This window comes from Synechococcus sp. 8F6, assembly GCF_002252665.1.
GTDB lineage: Bacteria > Cyanobacteriota > Cyanobacteriia > PCC-6307 > Cyanobiaceae > Cyanobium_A.
In genome coordinates this window covers 70,132-88,363 of record NZ_NQKZ01000005.1, presented here as the reverse complement: position 1 = coordinate 88,363, position 18,232 = coordinate 70,132, and the positions used below count along the sequence as shown (strand labels likewise).

At 67.5% G+C, this 18,232-nt stretch carries 20 protein-coding genes; 8 read left to right on the top strand and 12 right to left on the bottom strand.

Features of this window, described 5'->3' with window-relative positions; genetic code table 11:
* Positions 1–16: 16 nt before the first annotated feature.
* Positions 17–415 (bottom strand): DUF1824 family protein, encoded by a 399-nt coding sequence (locus CJZ78_RS05645; RefSeq protein ID WP_094559926.1) that lies wholly within the window; start codon positions 413–415, stop codon positions 17–19.
* Positions 412–1,701, bottom strand: coding sequence for an RNA polymerase sigma factor RpoD (gene rpoD / locus CJZ78_RS05640; RefSeq protein WP_094559925.1), 1,290 nt, complete (start codon positions 1,699–1,701; stop codon positions 412–414). The genes CJZ78_RS05645 and rpoD overlap by 4 nt, the downstream gene beginning before the upstream one ends.
* 474 nt (positions 1,702–2,175) lie before the next feature.
* Between rpoD and priA the strand changes: the two genes are divergently transcribed.
* The gene (priA, locus tag CJZ78_RS05635; RefSeq protein WP_094559924.1) at positions 2,176–4,410 is read left to right on the top strand and encodes a primosomal protein N'; all 2,235 of its coding nucleotides are present in this window, start codon (positions 2,176–2,178) and stop codon (positions 4,408–4,410) included.
* 8 nt (positions 4,411–4,418) lie between these two features.
* Here priA and CJZ78_RS05630 read toward each other — a convergent pair whose 3' ends face one another.
* From CJZ78_RS05630 to CJZ78_RS05620, 3 genes are read right to left on the bottom strand one after another with little or no spacing between them, the layout of a single operon-like run.
* The gene (locus CJZ78_RS05630) at positions 4,419–5,561 is read right to left on the bottom strand and encodes a DUF3153 domain-containing protein (RefSeq protein ID WP_094559923.1); all 1,143 of its coding nucleotides are present in this window, start codon (positions 5,559–5,561) and stop codon (positions 4,419–4,421) included.
* Positions 5,554–6,450 (bottom strand): acetylglutamate kinase, encoded by an 897-nt coding sequence (gene argB / locus CJZ78_RS05625; RefSeq protein ID WP_094559922.1) that lies wholly within the window; start codon positions 6,448–6,450, stop codon positions 5,554–5,556. The genes CJZ78_RS05630 and argB overlap by 8 nt, the downstream gene beginning before the upstream one ends.
* A gap of 42 nt (positions 6,451–6,492) precedes the next feature.
* The gene (locus tag CJZ78_RS05620; protein ID WP_094559921.1) at positions 6,493–7,041 is read right to left on the bottom strand and encodes a DUF2854 domain-containing protein; all 549 of its coding nucleotides are present in this window, start codon (positions 7,039–7,041) and stop codon (positions 6,493–6,495) included.
* 16 nt (positions 7,042–7,057) lie between these two features.
* On the opposite strand from CJZ78_RS05620, the gene CJZ78_RS05615 reads away from it, so the two are divergent.
* Positions 7,058–7,258 (top strand): hypothetical protein, encoded by a 201-nt coding sequence (locus CJZ78_RS05615; RefSeq protein ID WP_094559920.1) that lies wholly within the window; start codon positions 7,058–7,060, stop codon positions 7,256–7,258.
* Positions 7,259–7,282: 24 nt separating this feature from the next.
* On the opposite strand, the gene CJZ78_RS05610 is transcribed toward CJZ78_RS05615, so the two are convergent.
* Positions 7,283–7,819 (bottom strand): single-stranded DNA-binding protein, encoded by a 537-nt coding sequence (locus CJZ78_RS05610; RefSeq protein WP_094559919.1) that lies wholly within the window; start codon positions 7,817–7,819, stop codon positions 7,283–7,285.
* 32 nt (positions 7,820–7,851) lie between these two features.
* Between CJZ78_RS05610 and CJZ78_RS05605 the strand changes: the two genes are divergently transcribed.
* A complete protein-coding gene (locus CJZ78_RS05605) occupies positions 7,852–8,670 on the top strand; it encodes a precorrin-6A/cobalt-precorrin-6A reductase (protein ID WP_233128527.1) in 819 nt (272 codons plus the stop codon).
* Positions 8,667–9,020: a divalent-cation tolerance protein CutA gene (gene cutA, locus CJZ78_RS05600; RefSeq protein WP_094559918.1), complete on the top strand. Its 354-nt coding sequence runs from the start codon at positions 8,667–8,669 to the stop codon at positions 9,018–9,020. Before CJZ78_RS05605 ends, cutA begins: the two co-directional genes overlap by 4 nt.
* Here the strand turns inward: cutA and CJZ78_RS05595 are convergent.
* The 4 genes from CJZ78_RS05595 to CJZ78_RS05580 form a co-directional block, all read right to left on the bottom strand.
* Positions 8,989–9,978, bottom strand: coding sequence for an adenosine kinase (locus CJZ78_RS05595; RefSeq protein ID WP_094559917.1), 990 nt, complete (start codon positions 9,976–9,978; stop codon positions 8,989–8,991). The two genes, cutA and CJZ78_RS05595, sit on opposite strands and share 32 nt — an antisense overlap.
* A complete protein-coding gene (locus tag CJZ78_RS05590) occupies positions 9,978–11,291 on the bottom strand; it encodes an adenylosuccinate synthase (protein ID WP_094559916.1) in 1,314 nt (437 codons plus the stop codon). The genes CJZ78_RS05595 and CJZ78_RS05590 overlap by 1 nt, the downstream gene beginning before the upstream one ends.
* A 116-nt stretch (positions 11,292–11,407) precedes the next feature.
* A complete protein-coding gene (psb27, locus tag CJZ78_RS05585; protein ID WP_094559915.1) occupies positions 11,408–11,842 on the bottom strand; it encodes a photosystem II protein Psb27 in 435 nt (144 codons plus the stop codon).
* Positions 11,843–11,878: 36 nt separating this feature from the next.
* Positions 11,879–13,702 carry a proline--tRNA ligase gene (locus CJZ78_RS05580; RefSeq protein WP_094559914.1) on the bottom strand — a complete coding sequence of 608 codons (1,824 nt, stop codon included), beginning with the start codon at positions 13,700–13,702 and terminating at the stop codon, positions 11,879–11,881.
* Positions 13,703–13,873: 171 nt separating this feature from the next.
* Between CJZ78_RS05580 and CJZ78_RS05575 the strand changes: the two genes are divergently transcribed.
* On the top strand, positions 13,874–14,353 hold the full coding sequence (locus CJZ78_RS05575) for a hypothetical protein (RefSeq protein ID WP_233128538.1): 480 nt from the start codon (positions 13,874–13,876) through the stop codon (positions 14,351–14,353).
* 349 nt (positions 14,354–14,702) lie between these two features.
* Positions 14,703–15,218 carry an inorganic diphosphatase gene (locus CJZ78_RS05570; RefSeq protein ID WP_094559912.1) on the top strand — a complete coding sequence of 172 codons (516 nt, stop codon included), beginning with the start codon at positions 14,703–14,705 and terminating at the stop codon, positions 15,216–15,218.
* An 8-nt stretch (positions 15,219–15,226) separates the two neighbouring features.
* Here CJZ78_RS05570 and CJZ78_RS05565 read toward each other — a convergent pair whose 3' ends face one another.
* Complete coding sequence (locus tag CJZ78_RS05565; protein ID WP_094559911.1) at positions 15,227–15,889, bottom strand: class I SAM-dependent methyltransferase; 663 nt, start codon at positions 15,887–15,889, stop codon at positions 15,227–15,229.
* A gap of 82 nt (positions 15,890–15,971) precedes the next feature.
* Between CJZ78_RS05565 and CJZ78_RS05560 the strand changes: the two genes are divergently transcribed.
* Together CJZ78_RS05560 and CJZ78_RS05555 are read left to right on the top strand one after the other, a co-directional pair.
* A complete protein-coding gene (locus CJZ78_RS05560) occupies positions 15,972–16,334 on the top strand; it encodes a 2Fe-2S iron-sulfur cluster-binding protein (protein ID WP_094559910.1) in 363 nt (120 codons plus the stop codon).
* Positions 16,321–16,698, top strand: a complete 378-nt coding sequence (locus CJZ78_RS05555) for a Spx/MgsR family RNA polymerase-binding regulatory protein (protein WP_094559909.1) — start codon at positions 16,321–16,323, stop codon at positions 16,696–16,698. Before CJZ78_RS05560 ends, CJZ78_RS05555 begins: the two co-directional genes overlap by 14 nt.
* Here CJZ78_RS05555 and CJZ78_RS05550 read toward each other — a convergent pair.
* Positions 16,649–18,223, bottom strand: a complete 1,575-nt coding sequence (locus tag CJZ78_RS05550; protein WP_233128526.1) for a hypothetical protein — start codon at positions 18,221–18,223, stop codon at positions 16,649–16,651. The two genes, CJZ78_RS05555 and CJZ78_RS05550, sit on opposite strands and share 50 nt — an antisense overlap.
* Between the last annotated feature and the right edge of the window lie 9 nt (positions 18,224–18,232).

The window sequence follows — 18,232 nt, the reverse complement described above, 5'->3', positions numbered from 1 at the left end:
AAAAGCGCGGGATCGCTCAGGCGGCAAACAGATCGAGGGGGAAGGGCCCCCAGGTGTCTTCGGCGTCGGGATTGACATTGCTGTGGCCAGTGATGAGAAGCCCTTCCCCCAGCCCCGTTTCACGACGCACCAGAAAGCGGCCCGTGTTCTGGTTGGCCTTGAGAAACACCGGCCCCTCGATGGCCTCCAGGGCTTCGCAGGCCGGATCCAGCTCCAGGGGGCTCCAGCCCAGGGCCGTCTCCAGCTGGCGCAGGCAGGCCAGCGCCCTGGCCGCTGTGGGAGCCATCACCCCCACCGTGAACCAGTCACAGGCGGCAAGACAGGGCTGCAGTTCCGTCAACAGCGCAGCACGCTCAGGGGCCTGAAGCATCGGCGCGCTGCGCAGCTCCCGCAGGGCCGTCAGGCCCTCACTCACTTGATGTACTCCTTGAGCACGCCGTTGCGGTTGGGGTGGCGCAGCTTGCGCAGGGCCTTGGCCTCGATCTGACGAATCCGCTCGCGGGTGACATCAAAGATCTGGCCGATCTCCTCGAGGGTTTTCATGCGGCCGTCATCCAGGCCGTAGCGCAGGCGCAGCACGTCGCGCTCGCGGGGGCTGAGGGTGGCCAGCACGCCTTCGAGGTCTTCGCGCAGCAGGTTCTTGGCCACGTCCTGCTCGGGGTTCTCGATGTCGGCTTCGATGAAGTCGCCGAGGCGAGAATCCTCCTCCTTGCCGATCGGCGTTTCCAGGGAGATCGGCAGCTGGGCGCTCTTGGCGATGAAGCGCAGCTTCTCGATGGTCATCTCCATCGATTCGGCGATCTCCTCCTCGGTGGGCTTGCGGCCGAACTCCTGGGAAAGGGTCTTGGTGGTTTTCTTGATGCGCGAGATCGTCTCGTAGAGGTGCACCGGCAGGCGGATGGTGCGCGACTGGTCGGCGATAGCGCGGGTGATCGCCTGACGGATCCACCAGGTGGCGTAGGTGGAGAACTTGTAGCCCTTCTCGTGGTCGAACTTCTCAGCGGCGCGGATCAGACCGAGGCTGCCCTCCTGGATCAGGTCCTGGAAGCTCAGACCCCGGTTCATGTATTTCTTGGCGATCGACACCACCAGTCGCAGGTTCGACTGCACCATCTTTTCCTTGGCCCGGCGGCCCAGCATCAGCCGGCGGCGGAACTTGATCGGTGGCATCTCCACCAGAACCGCCCACTCCCGGTTGTCGGGCTGGCGGCCGTTGTCAGCCTCGAACTGAGCAGCAATCTCCTCGAGCTGCAGCAGATCAGCGATCTTGCGGGCCAGCTCGATCTCCTCGTCTGGGCGCAGCAGCCGGATCCGGCCGATCTCCTGCAGATAAACGCGGATCGAGTCTTCCGTGTAGACACCCTTCGGGCCCACCTTGATGCTGGCCAGGGCTTTGGCAGCCTTGTTGTCCTTTTCGGCTACCGCGGCGGCGAGGGCTGGGTCTGCCCCGTCGGCGGCGGGGGCTGCATCCGCAACGACAACCTTGGTTTTGGCAGGGGCCTTGGTGCCTGCAGCCTTGGCTTTGGCTGGGCTGGATTTAGCGGTTGTGGTTTTTGGGGCGGCAGACTTGCTGGAGGCGGCCTTGGGCTTGGCAGCAGCCTTCTTCGCTTTGGGCTTCACAGCCGCCTCTTCACCGGCCGCCGTGGCCACGATCAGGATTTCCGGGGTTGCTTTCAGCTCGGCAGCGGCGGCGGGGCTCATGGGATACGGAAACGAAGAGAGACAGAGCGTTGGGGGGGAAGCGGGTTTCCAGGGATTGCCCGGCGGCATTCAGCACGACTGCACAGTCGAACGGGGTTGGAAACGGCGATGGTCGGTCGGGTGGCTGGACTTCGAGAGGCCTCAAGGGTTTGAGGAGAGTCGACAGTGATGCTGAACAGCGGGGTCTACGGGACACCTCACGACAGAAAACGACCTGATGGAGCAAAAAGGTCGGCGGCGGAAGCCTGATTGGATGGCCGAAGCCAGGAAATTGGCTGGAGCCAAAAAATTGGCTGGAGCCAAAAAATTGGCTGGAGCCAAGCAGTGCTGTCAGGGGTGGTCGCAGACCGGGAGGCCGAATGGTGGGAGGCTGGCTCCCGGGGTCTCTCTTCAGGTCTTCCCGCTGGACGGAACTCTGCTCGGTTCCGACGGCAGCCATTGGACTGCCCAACAGACACATTCTATGAATGGGCTGTGACCTTTGCAAGCTCGACGCCCCCGTGGCTGCAGATCTGGCTTGAGGCCGGCCGCGAAGGCCAGGTCTTTACCTATGCCAACAGCGCTGAGACCCCTGCTGGCATCGGTGATCTGGTGCGGGTGCGTCTGCAGGGCCGCCTGCACACCGGGCTTGTGGTGGAAGCGCTCGATCAGCTGCCGGCCAGTCTGAGCGGCAAGACGATCCAACCGATTCTGGCGATCTGGCAGCGGGCCGCCGTCGATCCCCAATGGCAAGGGTTGATTGAGAGCGTGGCCGAGTCGTGCCACACCAGCCTGTTCAAAACCCTCAAAAGCGCCCTGCCCCCCGGTTGGCTCGGCCAGCGCAGCCAGGGGCCAAGTCGCACCAGCCGTCCAATCTGGTTGGTGGAACGCTCTGCCGCGCCGCTCCCCAGCCAGCCCCTTACCCCCCGGCAGCAGCAGCTGTTGGAGCACCTGGAGGGTCAAGCCGCTGCGGTGCCCCTGCGCCAGCTCTGCGGCGAGGCGGGCTTCAGCCGGGCTGTGCTGAAGGGCCTGGAATCTCGGGGGTTGGTGGTGCGGCGCTCGGAGTCGGAGCCGGGCAGCAGTTCTGCGGGCCTGCCGGCTGCCGCCTGGCCTGCTCTCACCGAAGCCCAGGCCGCTGCGGTGCACGCCCTGGCCGGGGCGGATCCGGGCGCTGAATTTCTGCTCTGGGGCGTCACCGGCGCCGGCAAAACCGAGGTGTATCTGCAGGCGGCTGCCCGGGTGCTCGCCGCGGGGGAGGGCTGCTTGCTGCTCACGCCGGAGATCGGCCTGATTCCCCAGCTGCTCGACCGTGCCCGTGAGCGCTTTGGCTCCCGGGTGGTGGAGTTTCACAGCGGCCTCGCCGATGGCGCCCGGGTTGCCACCTGGCGCCGCTGCCTCGAAGACGAGCCGGTGGTGGTGGTGGGCACCCGCTCGGCGATCTTTTTGCCGATGCCACGCCTGGGCTTGATCGTGCTGGATGAGGAGCACGACAGCTCCTACAAGCAGGACAGCCCGATGCCCTGCTATCACGCTCGGGATGTGGCTCGGCAGCGGGCCCGGCGCAGCGGAGCCCGGCTGGTGCTTGGCAGTGCCACCCCATCGCTGGAGAGCTGGCTGGCGTGCCAGGGGCCCCAGGCCTCCACCCGCCTGCTGCGGCTACCGGAGCGGATCGGAGCCCGGCCGCTGCCTGCTGTGCGGGTGATCGACATGCGCCATGAGTTGGCTGAGGGCCACCGCCGCCTGCTCAGTCGGGCCCTGATGGGGCGGCTTGAGCAGCTGCAGGAGAAGGGAGAGCAGGCCGTGGTGCTGGTGCCCCGCCGCGGCTACCGGGCCTTCCTGAGCTGCCGCAGCTGCGGCGAGGCGGTGCTGTGCCCCCATTGCGATGTGGCCCTCACGGTGCACCGCTCCAAGGGTGGCCAGGAATGGTTGCGCTGCCACTGGTGCGATCACCGCGCCGAGCTGGGAGACCGCTGCGGCCACTGTGGCTCCACCGCCTTCAAGCCCTTCGGGGCCGGCACCCAGCGGGTGATGGAGCAGCTGGCCGCCGAGCTGGAGGGTCTGCGGTTGCTGCGCTTCGACCGCGACACAACCCGGGGCCGAGATGGTCACCGCCGCCTGCTCGACCGTTTTGCCCAAGGTGAGGCCGACGTGCTCGTGGGCACCCAGATGCTGGCCAAGGGAATGGACCTGCCCCGGGTCACCCTCGCTGCGGTTCTCGCGGCGGATGGGCTGCTGCATCGCCCTGATCTGCGCTCCTCGGAGCAGTGCCTGCAGCTGCTGTTGCAGCTAGCGGGCCGGGCCGGGCGCGGTGAGAAGCCGGGGGAGGTGCTGGTGCAGACCTACAGCCCGGATCACCCCGTGATCCGCCATCTCGTGGATGGTCGCTACGGGCAATTTCTGCTGGAGGAGAGCCAGTTGCGTCGCCAGGCCAGCCTGGTGCCCTTTAGCCGGGCCTGTCTGCTGCGCCTAAGTGGCCCCACGGCCAGCGGCACCGCCACGGCGGCAGCGGCTCTGGCGGAGCGGATTCGCGGCGACCTCGAAGCGGCCGGTTGGCTGCTGATCGGTCCCGCCCCGGCCCCGGTGGCCCGGGTGGCGGGCAAGAGCCGCTGGCAGCTGCTGTTGCACGGACCCGCCGGCCAGCCGTTGCCCCTGCCCAGCGAGGCCGTGTTGCGCCAGGGGCTGCCGGCGGGGGTTGGGCTGGCGATCGACCCCGATCCCCTCACCCTGTAAGGGGTGGCTTAGGCCGGTAGCTCGGGCAGGCCGAAGCCCAGCAGCCGGCGCAGGCGCTCCAGTGCCAGCACCAGGGCCAGGCCCGCTGCGATCAGAAGGCCGCCCAGCCCCAATCCGCTCCAGCGCCAGCAGGTCAGCTGCAGGGTGTTGCGAGCCCCGAAGCGCAGCGGCCAGCGCAGGGTCTGCCGGCCTGGAAGAGCCTGGGCCGGCTCCGGGCCAGCGCGCTGCACGGCCCTGCTGCCGGCGGGGCTCAGCTCAACGGCGGCGCTGAAGCCCGGCAGGGGTTGCACCTCCCGCAGGTCTACGGCCAGCTCGAGGGTCTGGTGCACGCCCACCAGCCAGTTGCGCTCCTGCAGCGCGAGCTCCGGAGCCGGCAGGGTCACCCCGGCGAGCTGGGCCGCATCGCTGAGGTTGCGGGCCAGCAGCTCCAGGGCCCGGGGTGCCGCCAGCACCTGGCTCTGCAGCCGTTGTTGCCAATCCCCAGGGCCCGGTGACGCCGCGCCGGTGGGGGCAGGCCGAAAGCCCTGGCTCTGCAGGAGCTGGCTGAACTGGCGCCCCCAGGGGGGCGGCTGCGCGCCATCGCTGATCAGTGCATGGGTGATCTGCAGCCGGCCCGGTCCCTTGAAGTTGAGCTCGGTGCGCACCTCCATGCAGCCGCCGAGCAGCACCGTGAGCAACAGCAACACCACCGCCAGCAGGGCAAAGCCCACCGGGGCCCGGGTGGGCCCAACGGGCGGTGGCGGTGGCGGCGGCGGTTTGTTGGCGCGGCGGCTGCGGGCCAGTTGCTGCATCTGGCTGCCCATCGCTTGGGCTGAGCCCAGATCAGGCAAGGTGATCGACCAGTCGCGGGGCCGCTCCAGGGCGGGGGCTTCCAGCACGGTGAGCAGGTCCTGGGCCTGGGCCCGCAGGGTGGCATCCCGGCAGCGCTTGATCAGGCGGCAGCACACCATGGCGCGAGTGTTGTCACCCTGGCCCATCCAGGCCGTGGCCAGCAGCAGCTGGATCTCGGCCCCTGCCTGGGTGGTGGAGGGGTGTTCGCGGGTCAGGGGCTCGAGCAGCCGCACCACCCGCCCGTAGTCACCCCGCTCCAAGGCCGCGCGAGCTGCGGCCAGCTGTTCCTCCAGGGACGCATCCAGGGGCGCATCAGCCATGGCAAGCGCGTTGGCTGCCCACCACCATCGTGCCGATGCCCGCGTCGGTGAACACCTCGAGCAGCAGGGCGTGGGGCACACGGCCATCAACGATGTGGGCCGCTGCCACCCCCTGGGCTAGGGCGCGGATGCAGCACTCGGTTTTCGGGGTCATGCCGCCCTCCACCACGCCGTCGTGGATCAGCTGCCGGGCTTGCGAGAGGCTGAGCTGGCGGATCAGGGAGCCGGGGTCGTGGCGATCCTGCAGGATCCCCGCCGTGTCGGTCAGCAGGATCAGCTTCTCGGCCTGCAGTGCGGCGGCCAGTTCGCCGGCCACCGTGTCGGCGTTGATGTTGTGGGCCTGCCCCTCCCCGTCGGCCGCCACGCTGGAGATCACGGGGATGTAACCCGCATCGAGCAGAGGAAACAGCACGGAGGGGTCCACCGCCGCCACCTCCCCCACCAGGCCATTGGCCCCGTCGGCGTAGGTGCGGGCCCGCACCAGGGAGCCATCGCTGCCGCACAGACCCACGGCCCGCCCGCCCACGCGGTTGAGCCCGTTGACAATGTGTTTATTGACCCGGCCCACCAGCACCATCTCCACCACGTCCATGGTTTCCGGGGTGGTCACCCGTAGGCCGTTGCGGAAGGCCGGTTCGATGTTGAGGCGGGTGAGCCAGTCGTTGATCTCCGGCCCGCCGCCGTGCACCACCACCGGTTGCACGCCGACGGAGGCCAGCAGCACCAGGTCGCGGTAAACGGCATCGCGCAGCTCGTCGCGCACCATGGCTGCACCGCCGTACTTGACCACCACCCGGCGGCCAGCAAAGCGCTGGATGTAGGGAAGGGCCTCACTGAGGACCGACACCCGCAGGGTGTCCTGGCTGCTGATCAAGGGTTCGGAGCTCAAGGCGGGGCGCAGAAACGACGGTGAAAAGGGAACAAGCGGGTCTTAGCTCGCTGCAGCCGCGGGCACCAGGGCGAGGCTGAAGCTGTCGCGGCGCTCCGGTTGAATGTCGGCCTGGAGGCCTGGCCCGAAGAAGCGGCCGAGGCGGTCGGCGCGGGCCTGCCAGCGCTCCAGGGGCACCCCCTCACAACGAAACCGCAGTCTGAGTCCGTAGCGGCCGTCACAATCCAGCTCTTCGACGCTGATCAACTGGGGCGGGGCGTCCTCATCCCAGAGCTTCAGCACCTCCAGCGAGCTCTCCAGATGGGCTTTCTGGCCGTAGCGCCAGCGGTCTACGTCGGCGAGCAGCTTGCGCAGCGGTTCGCTCTCTGGGAGCTCCCGCAGTGCCTTGTACTGGGCGGCGGGGGTGAGGCGCTGGGGGGGCGGCAGCTCTGAAGATTTCAGGGCCAGACCGCCCAGCAGGATTGGAATCCCGTAGAAAATCGTCGGCAGGCTGAGGTTGGGGATGTCGGTGGCGTAGGCGATCGAGCCGATCACCGTGAGCACCGCTCCCGCAATTGTGACCAGGCTTCCGGGGGAAAGGAGTGCTTGCATACAGCCATCTTCCTGTATGCCCATGGCCCCCGAAGCCTCCAGCACGGCCACTGAGCCCAGCACAGCTGCTTTGATCGACGCCCTCAAGGCCGATCGGCTCTGGCTGTTGCGTCAGATCGATGCCGGCCGTTGGCCCCAATGGCGGCTCGACCTCGCTGCCCTGGAGCGCGAACTCGGTCAGCTGCTCGACCAGGCCAGTGAGCGGGTGGGCGAGTGAGCAGGTAGGCCGGTAGGGCTCAATTCAGAAGGGAATGTCGTCGTCGTCGGGCAGATCGGGCACCAGCGGCGAGGTGTTCCAGGTGGGGGGCTGGGCAGCCGGCTGGGCTGCGCTGGGGGGCGCCGTGCTGGGAGAGGCGCCGCCTGGAGCTGGTGCCATCCCGGAGCCGGTGGCGCGGCGCACCGGCGGCGCAGTGGCACTGGCGGCGGGGGCCGTAGTCGCGGGGGAGGGGGTGCCAGGAGTCATTCCGGAGGGTTCAGCACCCAGGGGGTGGAGGCGGGCCAGGGTGAATTCGGCGCGCTTTTCCTTGACCCCGTCCTGCCGTGTCACGGTGTTCATGCGAAGGCGGCCTTCGAGCATCAGCCGCTGGCCCACGTGCACGCTGTTTTGCAGCTCCTGGGCCAGATTGCCCCAGCCCACCACCTTCAACTGGCCCGGAGGATCATCGGGACGCAGACCGTCAATTTGGACGGCCATTTCCGCCACCGGCGTCTGGTTGTCCTGGGTGTAGCGCACCTGGGGCGCTTCCAGCACCTCGACCTCGAGCAGACAGTGATTCACTCCCCGGAAACCATTGGGCGACGCCCATCCTGATGCACCGACCCGAGATGCACCAGGATCGCAGCTACCAGGACTGCCGGCGCCTGTGGTTGGTGGCTGGCACCGGCGAGGGCCCCGAGCTGGCCGAGAGGCTGCTGGCCCTCGGCTGGCAGCTGACGGTGAGTGTGGTCAGCGCGCCTGCGGCCCTGGCCTACCGGCCCCACCCGGAGCTGACCCTCAGGGTCGGCGCTCTCGGTGGAGAAGCGGCTGTGGAGGCCGAACTGACGGCCGCCGCATCCAGCGGCCGCCCCTACGCGCTGGTGGTGGACGCCAGCCATCCGTTTGCCTGCCAGGTGAGCCGCCAGCTCATGGCGGGTTGCGCCCGTCAGAGGCAACGTCTGCTGCGCTTGCAGCGCCCCACTCTTGAGGGCCCGGCCACCTTGCTTCCAGCGCTGGAGACTCTGCGGGCTGTGCCGCTGGCGGGTCAGCGCCTGCTGCTGGCCATCGGCGCCCGGCAGTTGGCGGCAGCCGTCTCCCTCAGCCCCGGTGCCCTTCACCATGCCCGCCTGCTGCCCAGCGTCAGCTCCCTGCAACAGGCCATGGCAGCGGGCCTGACAGCTGAGCGGGTTGCCTGCCTCAGGCCCGGGGCGGCGCTGGCCGTGGAGCGGGCCCTGGTGCGTCGCTGGCGCATCAACACGGTGTTGGCGCGCCAGTCTGGCGGCTCCACCGAGGAGCTCTGGCGCAGGATTTGCTGCAGCGAGGGTCTGAACCTGCTGCTGCTGTGCCGCCCCCAGGAGCCGGCCGGGCTGGAGAGCCTCGATGCAGCGGCGCTGCTGGCGACACTGGCTGGCTGGACGCCCCCCCGCCCATGACGGACGCCAACACCAACCAGCCCTTGCAGCTGGTGCTCACCACCGAGGCCAGCCCAGAGCGCGCCCGGGCCTTGGCAGCGGAGCTTCTGGAGCGGCGCCTTGTGGCCTGCGCCAGCCTGTTGCCAGTGCAGTCGCACTACCGCTGGCAGGGGCAGATCACCTCCAGCGAGGAAGTGCAACTGCTGCTCAAGACCAGCCCCGAGCGGCTGGAAGCCCTGCGTGAGGCGTTGCTGGCGCTGCACAGCTACGACACCCCGGAGTGGATCCACTGGAGCGCCGTCAGCGCCGGTGCCTATGGCCAGTGGCTGGTGGAGAGCCTCAGCCCAGATGCTGGGCCACCAGGTCCTTGAGGGATCCCTGGGGCCGGGGGCCGAGCTGGGTCACCACCTGACCAGCGCAGAGTGAGCCGAGGCGACCGCAGGCCTCCAGGTCCTGGCCCTGGGTGTAACCATGCAGGAAGCCGGCCGCATACAGATCGCCGGCGCCGGTGGTGTCCACCAGGGGGCCGAGCCGGAAGGGCACGATGGCGTGGCTGCCCTGGCCATTGAGGATCACCGAGCCCAGTTCGCTGCGGGTCAGGGCCGCCACCTTGCAGCGCCCCCGAACCTGGTCGGCGGCCTCTTCAAAGCTGTTGGCTTTGTAGAGGGCCGTGATCTCCATCTCGTTGGCAAACAGGATGTCGACGTGGCCATCCACCAGCTCTTGGAAGCTGTCGCGGTGGCGCTCGACGCAGAAGGCATCGGAGAGGCTCAGGGCCACCTCACCGCCATGGGCGCGGGCCACTTCGGCCGCGGCGATGAAGGCCGCTTTGGCCTCGTCGCTGTCCCACAGGTAGCCCTCGAGGTACAGCACCTTGGCCTGGGCCACCAGGTCCAGATTCAGATCGGCAGGATCGAGGCCCACCGACGCCCCTAGGTAGGTGCACATGGTGCGCTGGGCATCCGGGGTAACCAGGATCAGGCAGCGGGCCGTGGACGGCCCCGTGGTGGCGGCCGGCGTGTCGAACCGGGCGCCGACCGAACGGATGTCGTGGGCAAAGATGCCCCCCAGCTGGTCGTCGCGCACCCGGCCGATGAAGCCGGCCCGCCCGCCCAGCTGAGCCACCCCGGCGAGGGTGTTGGCGGCTGAGCCCCCGGAGGTTTCCAGGCCTGGCCCCACGCTGGCGTAGAGCGTTTCGGCCTGGTGCTCATCCACCAGGGTCATGGTGCCCTTGGTGAGCTCGAAGTTGTCGAGCAGGTCGTCGTCGGCCTGCACCAGCACGTCCACGATGGCGTTGCCGATGCCGACAACGTCGAAATGTTTGGTCATCAGACGCTCAGCAGGGCTCGCTTGGGACCGTGGATGGGGTCTTCCACCACGATGGTCTGGTCGCGGTTGGCGCCCAGGGAGACGATCGCAATCGGCACTTCCATCAGGTCGGCCAAAAAGCGCAGATAGCTCATCGCCGTGGCCGGCAGTTCTTCGAGGCTGCGGCAGTTGGCGGTGGAGGTCTGCCAACCCGGCAGAGTTTCAAAGATCGGCTGGCAGCGGGCGAAGTCTTCCGAGCTGCTTGGGAAGTACTCAATGCGCTCGCCGTTGAGCTCGTAGGCGACGCACACCTGAATCTCATCGAGCTCATCGAGCACGTCGAGTTTGGTGATGGCCAAACAATCGAGACCGTTCACCTCCACGGCGTAGCGGCCAATCACGCCGTCAAACCAGCCACAGCGCCGGCGTCGACCGGTGGTGGTCCCGAATTCGCCGCCGCGGTCGCAGAGGTGATCGTTGAGGCTGCCTTCGAGCTCGGTGGGGAAGGGACCCTCACCCACCCGGGTGGTGTAGGCCTTGGCCACGCCAATCACCCGGTCGATCAGGGTGGGACCCACGCCGGCACCGATGCAGGCGCCGCCACTCACCGGGTTGGACGAGGTGACGTAGGGATAGGTGCCATGGTCGAGATCGAGCAGGGTTCCCTGGGCACCCTCGAACAGGATGTTCTTGCGGGCCCGGGCGGCTTGGTGAATGGTGCGCGTGCAGTCGACGACGTGGGGTGCCAGGCGCTGGCCGTAGGCCACGTATTCGGCCACCACCTCCTCAAACACAAGCGGTTCGAGCCCGTAGAGCTTCACCAGAATCTCGTTCTTCTCGGCCAGCGGCCCGGCCAGCCGGTCGCGCAGGCGGCCTTCGTCAAGGATGTCGAGGATGCGGATGCCATTGCGCTCCGACTTGTCGGCGTAGGTGGGGCCGATGCCCCGGCCGGTGGTGCCGATCCGACGGTCGCCGCGGCGCTGCTCCATCGCCTGGTCCAGCAGGCGGTGGTAAGGCATGGTCACGTGGGCCGTGGAGGCCAGCTGCAGGCCCTCCACGCCAATGCCGTTCTCGGCCAGCATGTCCAGCTCGCCGAGCATCACCTTCGGGTCCACCACTGTGCCGGAACCGATCAGGCAGACGGTGTCGGGATAGAGGATGCCGGAGGGGATCAGGTGCAGCTTGAGCACCTTGTCGTCCACGACGATGGTGTGGCCGGCGTTGACCCCGCCCTGATAGCGCACCACAACGTCGGCGGAGCGGCTGAGAAGATCTGTGATCTTGCCCTTCCCCTCGTCGCCCCACTGTGCACCGATGACGACAACGTTGGCCAAGGACGCAGCGGCCCGCAGCCGCTTCTGAGCACAATGCGAGAGCCTCTCAGATCGCGGTGCCGTTCGTCAAAGTCGGAACGGCACGGCTCGCTGTCCAGGCGCCGAGAACCAAGTGCTCAAGCCCCCCGGACGACGTTGGTTTCGGCCTTTTTCAGCTCTTTGCTGATGCGCACCCTGAGGGCTTCAGGCACCGGCCGATTCGGGTAGTTGGTGTAGTGGCCGGCCAGGGAGTTGAGGGCGGTCTGCATGGTGGTGAAGGAGCCGAGGCCGTTCACCGCGCTGCGGGGGCGGTAGCGGGCCATGTAGCCGTTAATCAGGCTGCGGGCTTCGGTCTCAGCTTCAGCGCGGCCGGGATCATCAGCCCCCAGGTTGAGGGTGGCCAGGAGGCTGTCAGCAACCGCCACGGTGTCGTCGACGTAGTTGCCCGTGAGCCCGCCACTGGAGGAGCTGCAGGCCGTCAGGGTCAGGCTCAGGCAGAGCACCAAGGCGATCGCCAGCCGCGAGATCAGCAGCCTCAGCCGCTGGCTGAAGGGGGCGAGCACAGCGGCCATGGGTGGGATGCAAGTGATTTGATCCTAGAAGCCGCCTCAGAGGAGCCCCTGGCGCTGGCTCTCCAGGCTGGGCAGCAGGGCCGCGAGCAGCTCGCTGGCGGGGAGCTCCCGCTTGTCGCCACTGGTGCGTTCCACCAGTTCCACCAGGCCGGTTGCGGCGCCGCGGCCTACCACCACCCGCCAGGGGATGCCGATCAGGTCGGCATCCTTGAACTTCACCCCGGCCCGCTCGCCGCGGTCATCCAGCAGCACGTCCACGTCGGCCTGCTGCAGCTGGCTGTAGAGATGTTCGCCGAGGTTGGATTGCTCAGGGTCGGCCCCGTTCGCCACCACCACGATCACCTCAAACGGAGCGATCGATACGGGCCAGCAGATGCCGTTGCCGTCGTGGTGCTGCTCCACCGCCGCCTGGGCCAGCCGCGAGACCCCGATGCCGTAACAGCCCATCCACAGGGCTTCCTCAACGCCAGCTTCGTTGGTGAAGCGGGCGTCGAGGGCTTCCGAGTATTTGCGGCCGAGCTGGAAGATGTGGCCCACTTCAATGCCACGGCTGGCCTCCAGCTGCTGGCTGGGATCGTGCTGGCAGCGATCTCCAGGTTGGGCGGCCCGCAGATCCACGCTCTCGGGAGCGGGGCATAGCGATCCCCAGGCAGCCCCCACCAGGTGGCTGTCCATCGTGTTGGCCCCACACACAAAGGCCTCGAGCGCGGTGGCGGTGGGGTCGGCGAGCCGCAGGAAGCGCGGCGACCAGCTGCGGGCGGCGGCCAGGGCGCCATCGCTCAGCTGGGGTCCCATGAAGCCGAAGGGGATGGGCTCCAGGCCTTCCTTGGCGGCTGCTTCGGCGCTGAGGGGGCTGATGTCCAGCAAGGCGCCGTGCTCGGCGGAGCCTCGGGCGGTCACCGCATTGGCCAGCTTGACCTCGTTGAGCTGTTGATCCCCCCGCAGGCTCACCAATAGGGGCTGTTGGTGGCCATCTTCGAAGCGGGCCAACAGCAGCAGCACCTTCACCGTCTGGGTGGGATCGAAGCCATGGGCGGAGCAGAGGTCTTCGATGCTGCTCTGCCCAGGGGTGGCGAGGGGTTCACCCTGCCCACCGGCGCGCACGCCGCCCAGCAGGGCCACGGCTTCAGGTGCCAACGACACGGCCCGTTCCTGGTTGGCGGCGTAGCGGCCGTCGCCGCTGGCCAGGATCAAGTCCTCGCCTGCCTCGGCGGTAACCATGAACTCCTGGCTTGCGGATCCGCCGATGGCACCGCTATCGGCTTCCACGGCCACGGCTCGGAGGCCGCAGCGGGCAAAGATGCGGCGGTAGGCCTGGTCCATCTCCGCGTAGGTCTGCCGCAGGGAGTCTTCATCGGCATGAAAGGAATAGGCATCCTTCATGATGAATTCCCGTCCGCGCATTAGCCCGAAACGTGGACGGATCTCATCGCGGAATTTGCTTTGAATCTGATAGAGATTCACGGGCAACTGCCGGTAGGAGCGCAGCAGGTCGCCGGCCAGTGCCGTGATCACCTCTTCATGGGTGGGTCCCAATCCGAGCTCTCGGCCCTGGCGATCCTCCAGGTGAAACATGATGCCCTCGCCAGCGGTGTAGCCGGCCCAGCGGCCACTGCGCTGCCATAGCTCTGCTGGCTGCAGCTGGGGCAGCAGAGTTTCGAGGGCACCGGCCCGATCCATCTCCTGGCGCACAACCCGGGACACCTTCTGGAGCACCCGCCACATCAGCGGCAGGTAGGCGTAAATCCCAGAGGCCACCCGGCGGATGTACCCCGCACGCAGCAACAGCTTGTGGGAAGGGATCTCGGCCTCGGCCGGATCATCGCGAAGCGTCACCAGCATTAGGCGGGAGACGCGCATGGCCGCAGATTTCAGAGGATCGCGGAACCTATCACCGACCCAAGCCCAGGGACGCAGTCGTCAGGGTGACCATCGCTGCAGCGGAGCCTCGCAACCGCTGCTAAGGTCTACGCCCAATCCCAGTTGTCCTAGGTCCGTCTCATGTCTCTCCACCCCGGTGCCGCACATGCAATGGGGTTGGGTGCAGCGGGATTAGGTCAGAAGGTGGCACTACCGCAGGAGGAAGCCGCTTCGGTCGGATCTGCGGAGGTGGGGTCAAAAGATTGCGAAGGTTTGATCGGTATTGACGAGGTTCAGAAGGCCCTCAACCGATCCCGCGCCTCGGTCTACCGCTACACCAACACCGATCCGCGCAATCTCAACCCTCCGTTCAATCCGCGTAAACTCAATCCGGAATACCGCAGCGATCAGAAGGATCCGCTGATGTTCCACCCCAACGAGGTGGCTCGCTTCGCCCGCGACGTCCTGCGGATCAAGGAGGTCACGGTGGAGGTTCTCAACTCCCCCTCCACAGCCACCCAGCAGTTGCTCGGTGCCATCCTCGAGGAGTTGCGTGTCATCCGCACCCGTCTCGATCACCTCGACGGTCGCCCAGCCGACCTCAGTGCCCGTCGCGATCAGCACGATCAGGGTGCTCGCCCCGCCGCCTGAACAAGACCGCTCGCCTGGCGGAACTCGCCTGGCGGAAAAAGTGCCAGAATTGTTGAAGTCTCTTGTGTCGTTACTGGTGGATGAGGTGCCTGCACCTTCCACAGCCCCATGGATCGTGTTTCCCGAGATTCCCCTACGACCCTCAGGCCCATCACTAGGCCCGACTGCCCCACGCCGATCCAGTTGGCCAGTCAGGAGCCCTTGGGCGACGATGGGGATGACCCTTTCAGTCCGGGCCCCCAAGCCCTACCGCTGCTCCTGGGCAGCCTGATTGCCTTGGCCACAGCCGTCGTGCCACTGACCACGGTGGTGACCGGCAGATCGTTAACCCCCATCCCGCCGAGCTTCGATGGATCTGCGCCATCTGCCGGCCTCCCCGGCGCCTGGGCTGGTGAACCTGGTGGTGGAAATTCCCGCCGGCAGCCGCAATAAATACGAATACAACGAGCAGGCGGGGGTGATGGCCCTCGATCGGGTGTTGCACTCGTCGGTGCGCTACCCGTTTGATTACGGCTTCGTGCCCAATACCCTCGCCGAGGATGGTGCCCCCCTCGACGCGATGGTGATCATGGAGGAGCCCACCTTTGCGGGCTGCCTGATTTGCGCCCGACCGGTCGGCATCCTCGACATGGTCGACTCCGGTGCCCACGACGGCAAGTTGCTGTGTGTGCCGGAGGCCGGCTTCCGGCACAAGGAGATCCGCTCGATTCGTCAGATCGCGCCCAACCAGCTTGAGGAAGTGGCGGAGTTTTTCCGCACCTACAAAAACATGGAGGGTCGGGTCACCGAGATCACCGGTTGGCTGGATCTGGAGGCGGTGCCGGCCCTGCTGCAGAGCTGTATCGAGGCCGCCAAGGCCAGCTGACCCTGGCCTCAGGGACGGCGCTGCAGCAGGAAGCCCTCGTAGCTCAGAGCCTGGAAGATCCGGGCCGGGTCGCTGAAGCCGGCCGCGTTGACCAGGGCGTTGAGCCGGGCCTCACCGATGGGGTGGAGCCCCTGGGTGAGGGGCTCCAGGTCGCGCGGCTCCGCCTCCAAGCCGCTGGCCCGCTGAAAGCCCAACCAGGCCGCGTCCACCTGGTTTTGCAGAGGGGAGCGTTCCGGCGCCATCAGATCCACCAGCACCAGCTGGCCGCCCGGCTCCAGGCTGCGGGCCAGGGCCGTGAGGAAGGCCAGCTTGGTGCCGTCATCCGGCAACGACTGCAACACCAGCACCGATAGGGCCCCGGCGAAGCAGGCATCCGCCTGCAGCTCCTCCACCGTGGTTTGACGCCACTGGATGCCCTCACTCCCCAGGCGCTTCTGGGCCGCGGCGAGCATCTCTGCGGAGGGATCAATCGCGGTCAGCTGCCAGTCGGGGCGCTGGGCCCGGGCTTCCACCAGCTCAGCCCCCGTTCCGCAGCCTGCCACCAACACACCGGCACCGGTGCGGCTGGCCAGCGGTGAAGCCGCCAGCAGGGCCACCGCCAATCGGGCCAGGCTGGCGTATCCCGGGATCAGCTGCTGCACGATCAGGTCGTAGCCGAGGGGAGCTGACAAGGCTTGAAGACGTGGACTCTGATGCTAGGCATCGGGACGGGCGTGGCTTAAGTTGGGCGGCGCACTTTGCCCCAGCTCGACCGTGCCCACCATCCGTTTTGAACAGGAAGGCCAGCAGGTCGGTTGCATCGAGGGGGCCAACCTGCGCAAGGCCGCTCTTGATGCGGGCATCAACCCCTACAAGGGACTCAACAACGTCAACAATTGCGGTGGCCTCGGCCAGTGCGGCACCTGTGTCATGGAGGTGGTGGAGGGCATCCAAAACCTTTCCCCCCGCAGCGATGTGGAAGAGGTGTACCTGGCGGATCGCCCCGCCAACTTCCGCCTCAGCTGTCGCACCACCGTCAACGGCGACGTCACCGTGCGCACCCGGCCCACCAATGCCGTGGGCAAAGGGTCCAACAGCCTGGTTGGGGCGCTCAAGTCCTTGATTGGCAGGGGCTAGGCCGCTGAAGCTCTACAGCTACCCGCGTTGCAGCACCTGCCGTAAGGCCATCGCTTGGCTGGCCGCCCGACAGCTGCAGCCTGAGATCCTCGACATCACCGAGCAGCCCCCAAGCTCCGCGGAGCTGGAGCAGGCCTTGGCGCAACTGGGGCGCCAGCGCCTGTTCAACACCAGTGGCCAGAGTTACCGCGCCCTGGGAGCGGCTGCAGTGCAAGCCCTCGACGATCAGGCGGCCCTCGCGGCTCTGGCTGCTGATGGCAAGTTGATCAAGCGGCCCTTCCTGATGACCGACGCCGGCCGCATCCTCACTGGCTTCAAGCAGCCGGAGTGGGTGGCGCTTCTAGAGGCCCAGGCTCCGGGTTAGGTGCCTGCACGTCTTCGGGTTTGACCGGGGCGGTGATCAATTGATCCAGCTCTTGGATCAGGGCCTCGATGCCGGCCCGGTTGATCTGGCTGAGGTAAGTGCCCTTGGCGCCATCGATCAGGGCGCAGAGGAGCTCCTGGGAACGCTCCAGGGCGGGCCCGCTCTCAAGGGCCGCCGCTAGTTCCTCCCAGAAGCGATCGATGAAGCGCTGCAGCAGGTCCAGCTGTACATCGTCGCGGCGAGAGAGTCGATTGCCGGTGTTGCGGGAGAGCTCCAGCAGGCTGTCGACCATGCCTGAGGCCAGCTGACGACTGATGCCGGTTTCCACCTGCAGCAGGGGTTGCAGTTGGCGCAGCGGCGGCGGCACCACGGTGCGATCAAGGCTTTGGCGCAGGCTGTAGCCCAACAGCCCTTGCAGCTCCGGGGCCAGCCGGGGGGCCACCCGGCTGAGCAGCAGCGGCGCCCAAATGCGCACCAGCTCCACCAGCGCCCGCTCATCGCTGCTGCTGGCCACGCTCTGGTGGCTGCGTAGGGCACGCAGCCGTTGGGGCCAGCGCCGCGAGCGGATCACCCCCTGGGTGCCGTCGAGGATCTGCAGCGACAGCACCTCGAACAGCTCCACCGCCAGCAGTGCCACCACGCCGCGACTAACCACGGCCCGTAGCGGCTCGAAATTGACCAGCCCCGACGTCTGCAGCCGCTCCAGCACCGGCACCACCCGCAACCAGCGCCAGAAGGGCAGCAGCAGGGGCAGGTCACTCCAGCGCCGCAACAGGGCATCGCCCCAGCTCAGCCCCGGCAGGCGCCGCCGCAGCCGGATCAGTCGCAGCAGGATGTCCAGGGCGAAGACGCTCTGGAACAGCAGCAGGTCGATGCGCCAGAAATGGTCGGTGGGGCGACCGTTTTCATCGATGAACCGCCAGTAATTGGTGGCCACCAGCGGCAGGATCTGGCCGTTCCAGAAGCGGCGCTCCTGGATCCAGCCCTTGCTCTGGATCCAGGCCGGATCCAGCAGCACGGCGGAGGCTTGGCGGGCGGAGTCCCGGTCGGCCCGCTGACGCAGGCGGCTTTTGATCTTCTCGAGGGTGCCGGAGGCCTCCGAGGCCAGGAAGGGGTTGCTGTCGATCAGCTGGGCGGTGAGCTGGGCCTGGCGGTTCAACAGGATCACCTGGCTCGCCTGGGGGGCCTGGCCGGTGGGCAGGGCCAGCAGGGCCGCATCCAACTGGCGGTATTGCTCGAGGTAGGCCTGGGTTTCGCGGTGCGGTTCGATGCCCTTGATCGGATCCACCAGCGGTGTGACATCCGGGATCACGGTGAGGGGCACCACCAGCGGCACCGAGGGGATCGGGTAGAGGTTGCGCTGCAGCCAGAAGGTGCGCAGCGGCACGTAGGTGAGGTCGAAGGCGACCCACAGCAGGTTGAGGCTGGCCCACACCGCCACAAAGCGATCCCAGCTCCGCGCCCAGCTCCCCGATGATGCCGCCATCGACGCAGCGGTTTGAGCTTGCCAGCGGGGGCGCGCCATGGAGCCGGG

Excerpts from the sequence above, each read along its gene's own strand:
- CJZ78_RS05620 (WP_094559921.1), bottom strand. The coding sequence starts at position 7,041 with ATGCAAGCACTCCTTTCCCCCGGAAGCCTGGTCACAATTGCGGGAGCG.
- CJZ78_RS05595 (WP_094559917.1), bottom strand. The coding sequence starts at position 9,978 with ATGACCAAACATTTCGACGTTGTCGGCATCGGCAACGCCATCGTGGAC.
- CJZ78_RS05615 (WP_094559920.1), top strand. The coding sequence starts at position 7,058 with ATGCCCATGGCCCCCGAAGCCTCCAGCACGGCCACTGAGCCCAGCACA.
- CJZ78_RS05570 (WP_094559912.1), top strand. The coding sequence starts at position 14,703 with ATGGATCTGCGCCATCTGCCGGCCTCCCCGGCGCCTGGGCTGGTGAAC.
- rpoD (WP_094559925.1), bottom strand. The coding sequence starts at position 1,701 with ATGAGCCCCGCCGCCGCTGCCGAGCTGAAAGCAACCCCGGAAATCCTG.
- CJZ78_RS05630 (WP_094559923.1), bottom strand. The coding sequence starts at position 5,561 with ATGGCTGATGCGCCCCTGGATGCGTCCCTGGAGGAACAGCTGGCCGCA.
- CJZ78_RS05580 (WP_094559914.1), bottom strand. The coding sequence starts at position 13,702 with ATGCGCGTCTCCCGCCTAATGCTGGTGACGCTTCGCGATGATCCGGCC.
- cutA (WP_094559918.1), top strand. The coding sequence starts at position 8,667 with ATGACGGACGCCAACACCAACCAGCCCTTGCAGCTGGTGCTCACCACC.
- psb27 (WP_094559915.1), bottom strand. The coding sequence starts at position 11,842 with ATGGCCGCTGTGCTCGCCCCCTTCAGCCAGCGGCTGAGGCTGCTGATC.
- CJZ78_RS05575 (WP_233128538.1), top strand. The coding sequence starts at position 13,874 with ATGGGGTTGGGTGCAGCGGGATTAGGTCAGAAGGTGGCACTACCGCAG.
- CJZ78_RS05605 (WP_233128527.1), top strand. The coding sequence starts at position 7,852 with ATGCACCGACCCGAGATGCACCAGGATCGCAGCTACCAGGACTGCCGG.
- CJZ78_RS05550 (WP_233128526.1), bottom strand. The coding sequence starts at position 18,223 with ATGGCGCGCCCCCGCTGGCAAGCTCAAACCGCTGCGTCGATGGCGGCA.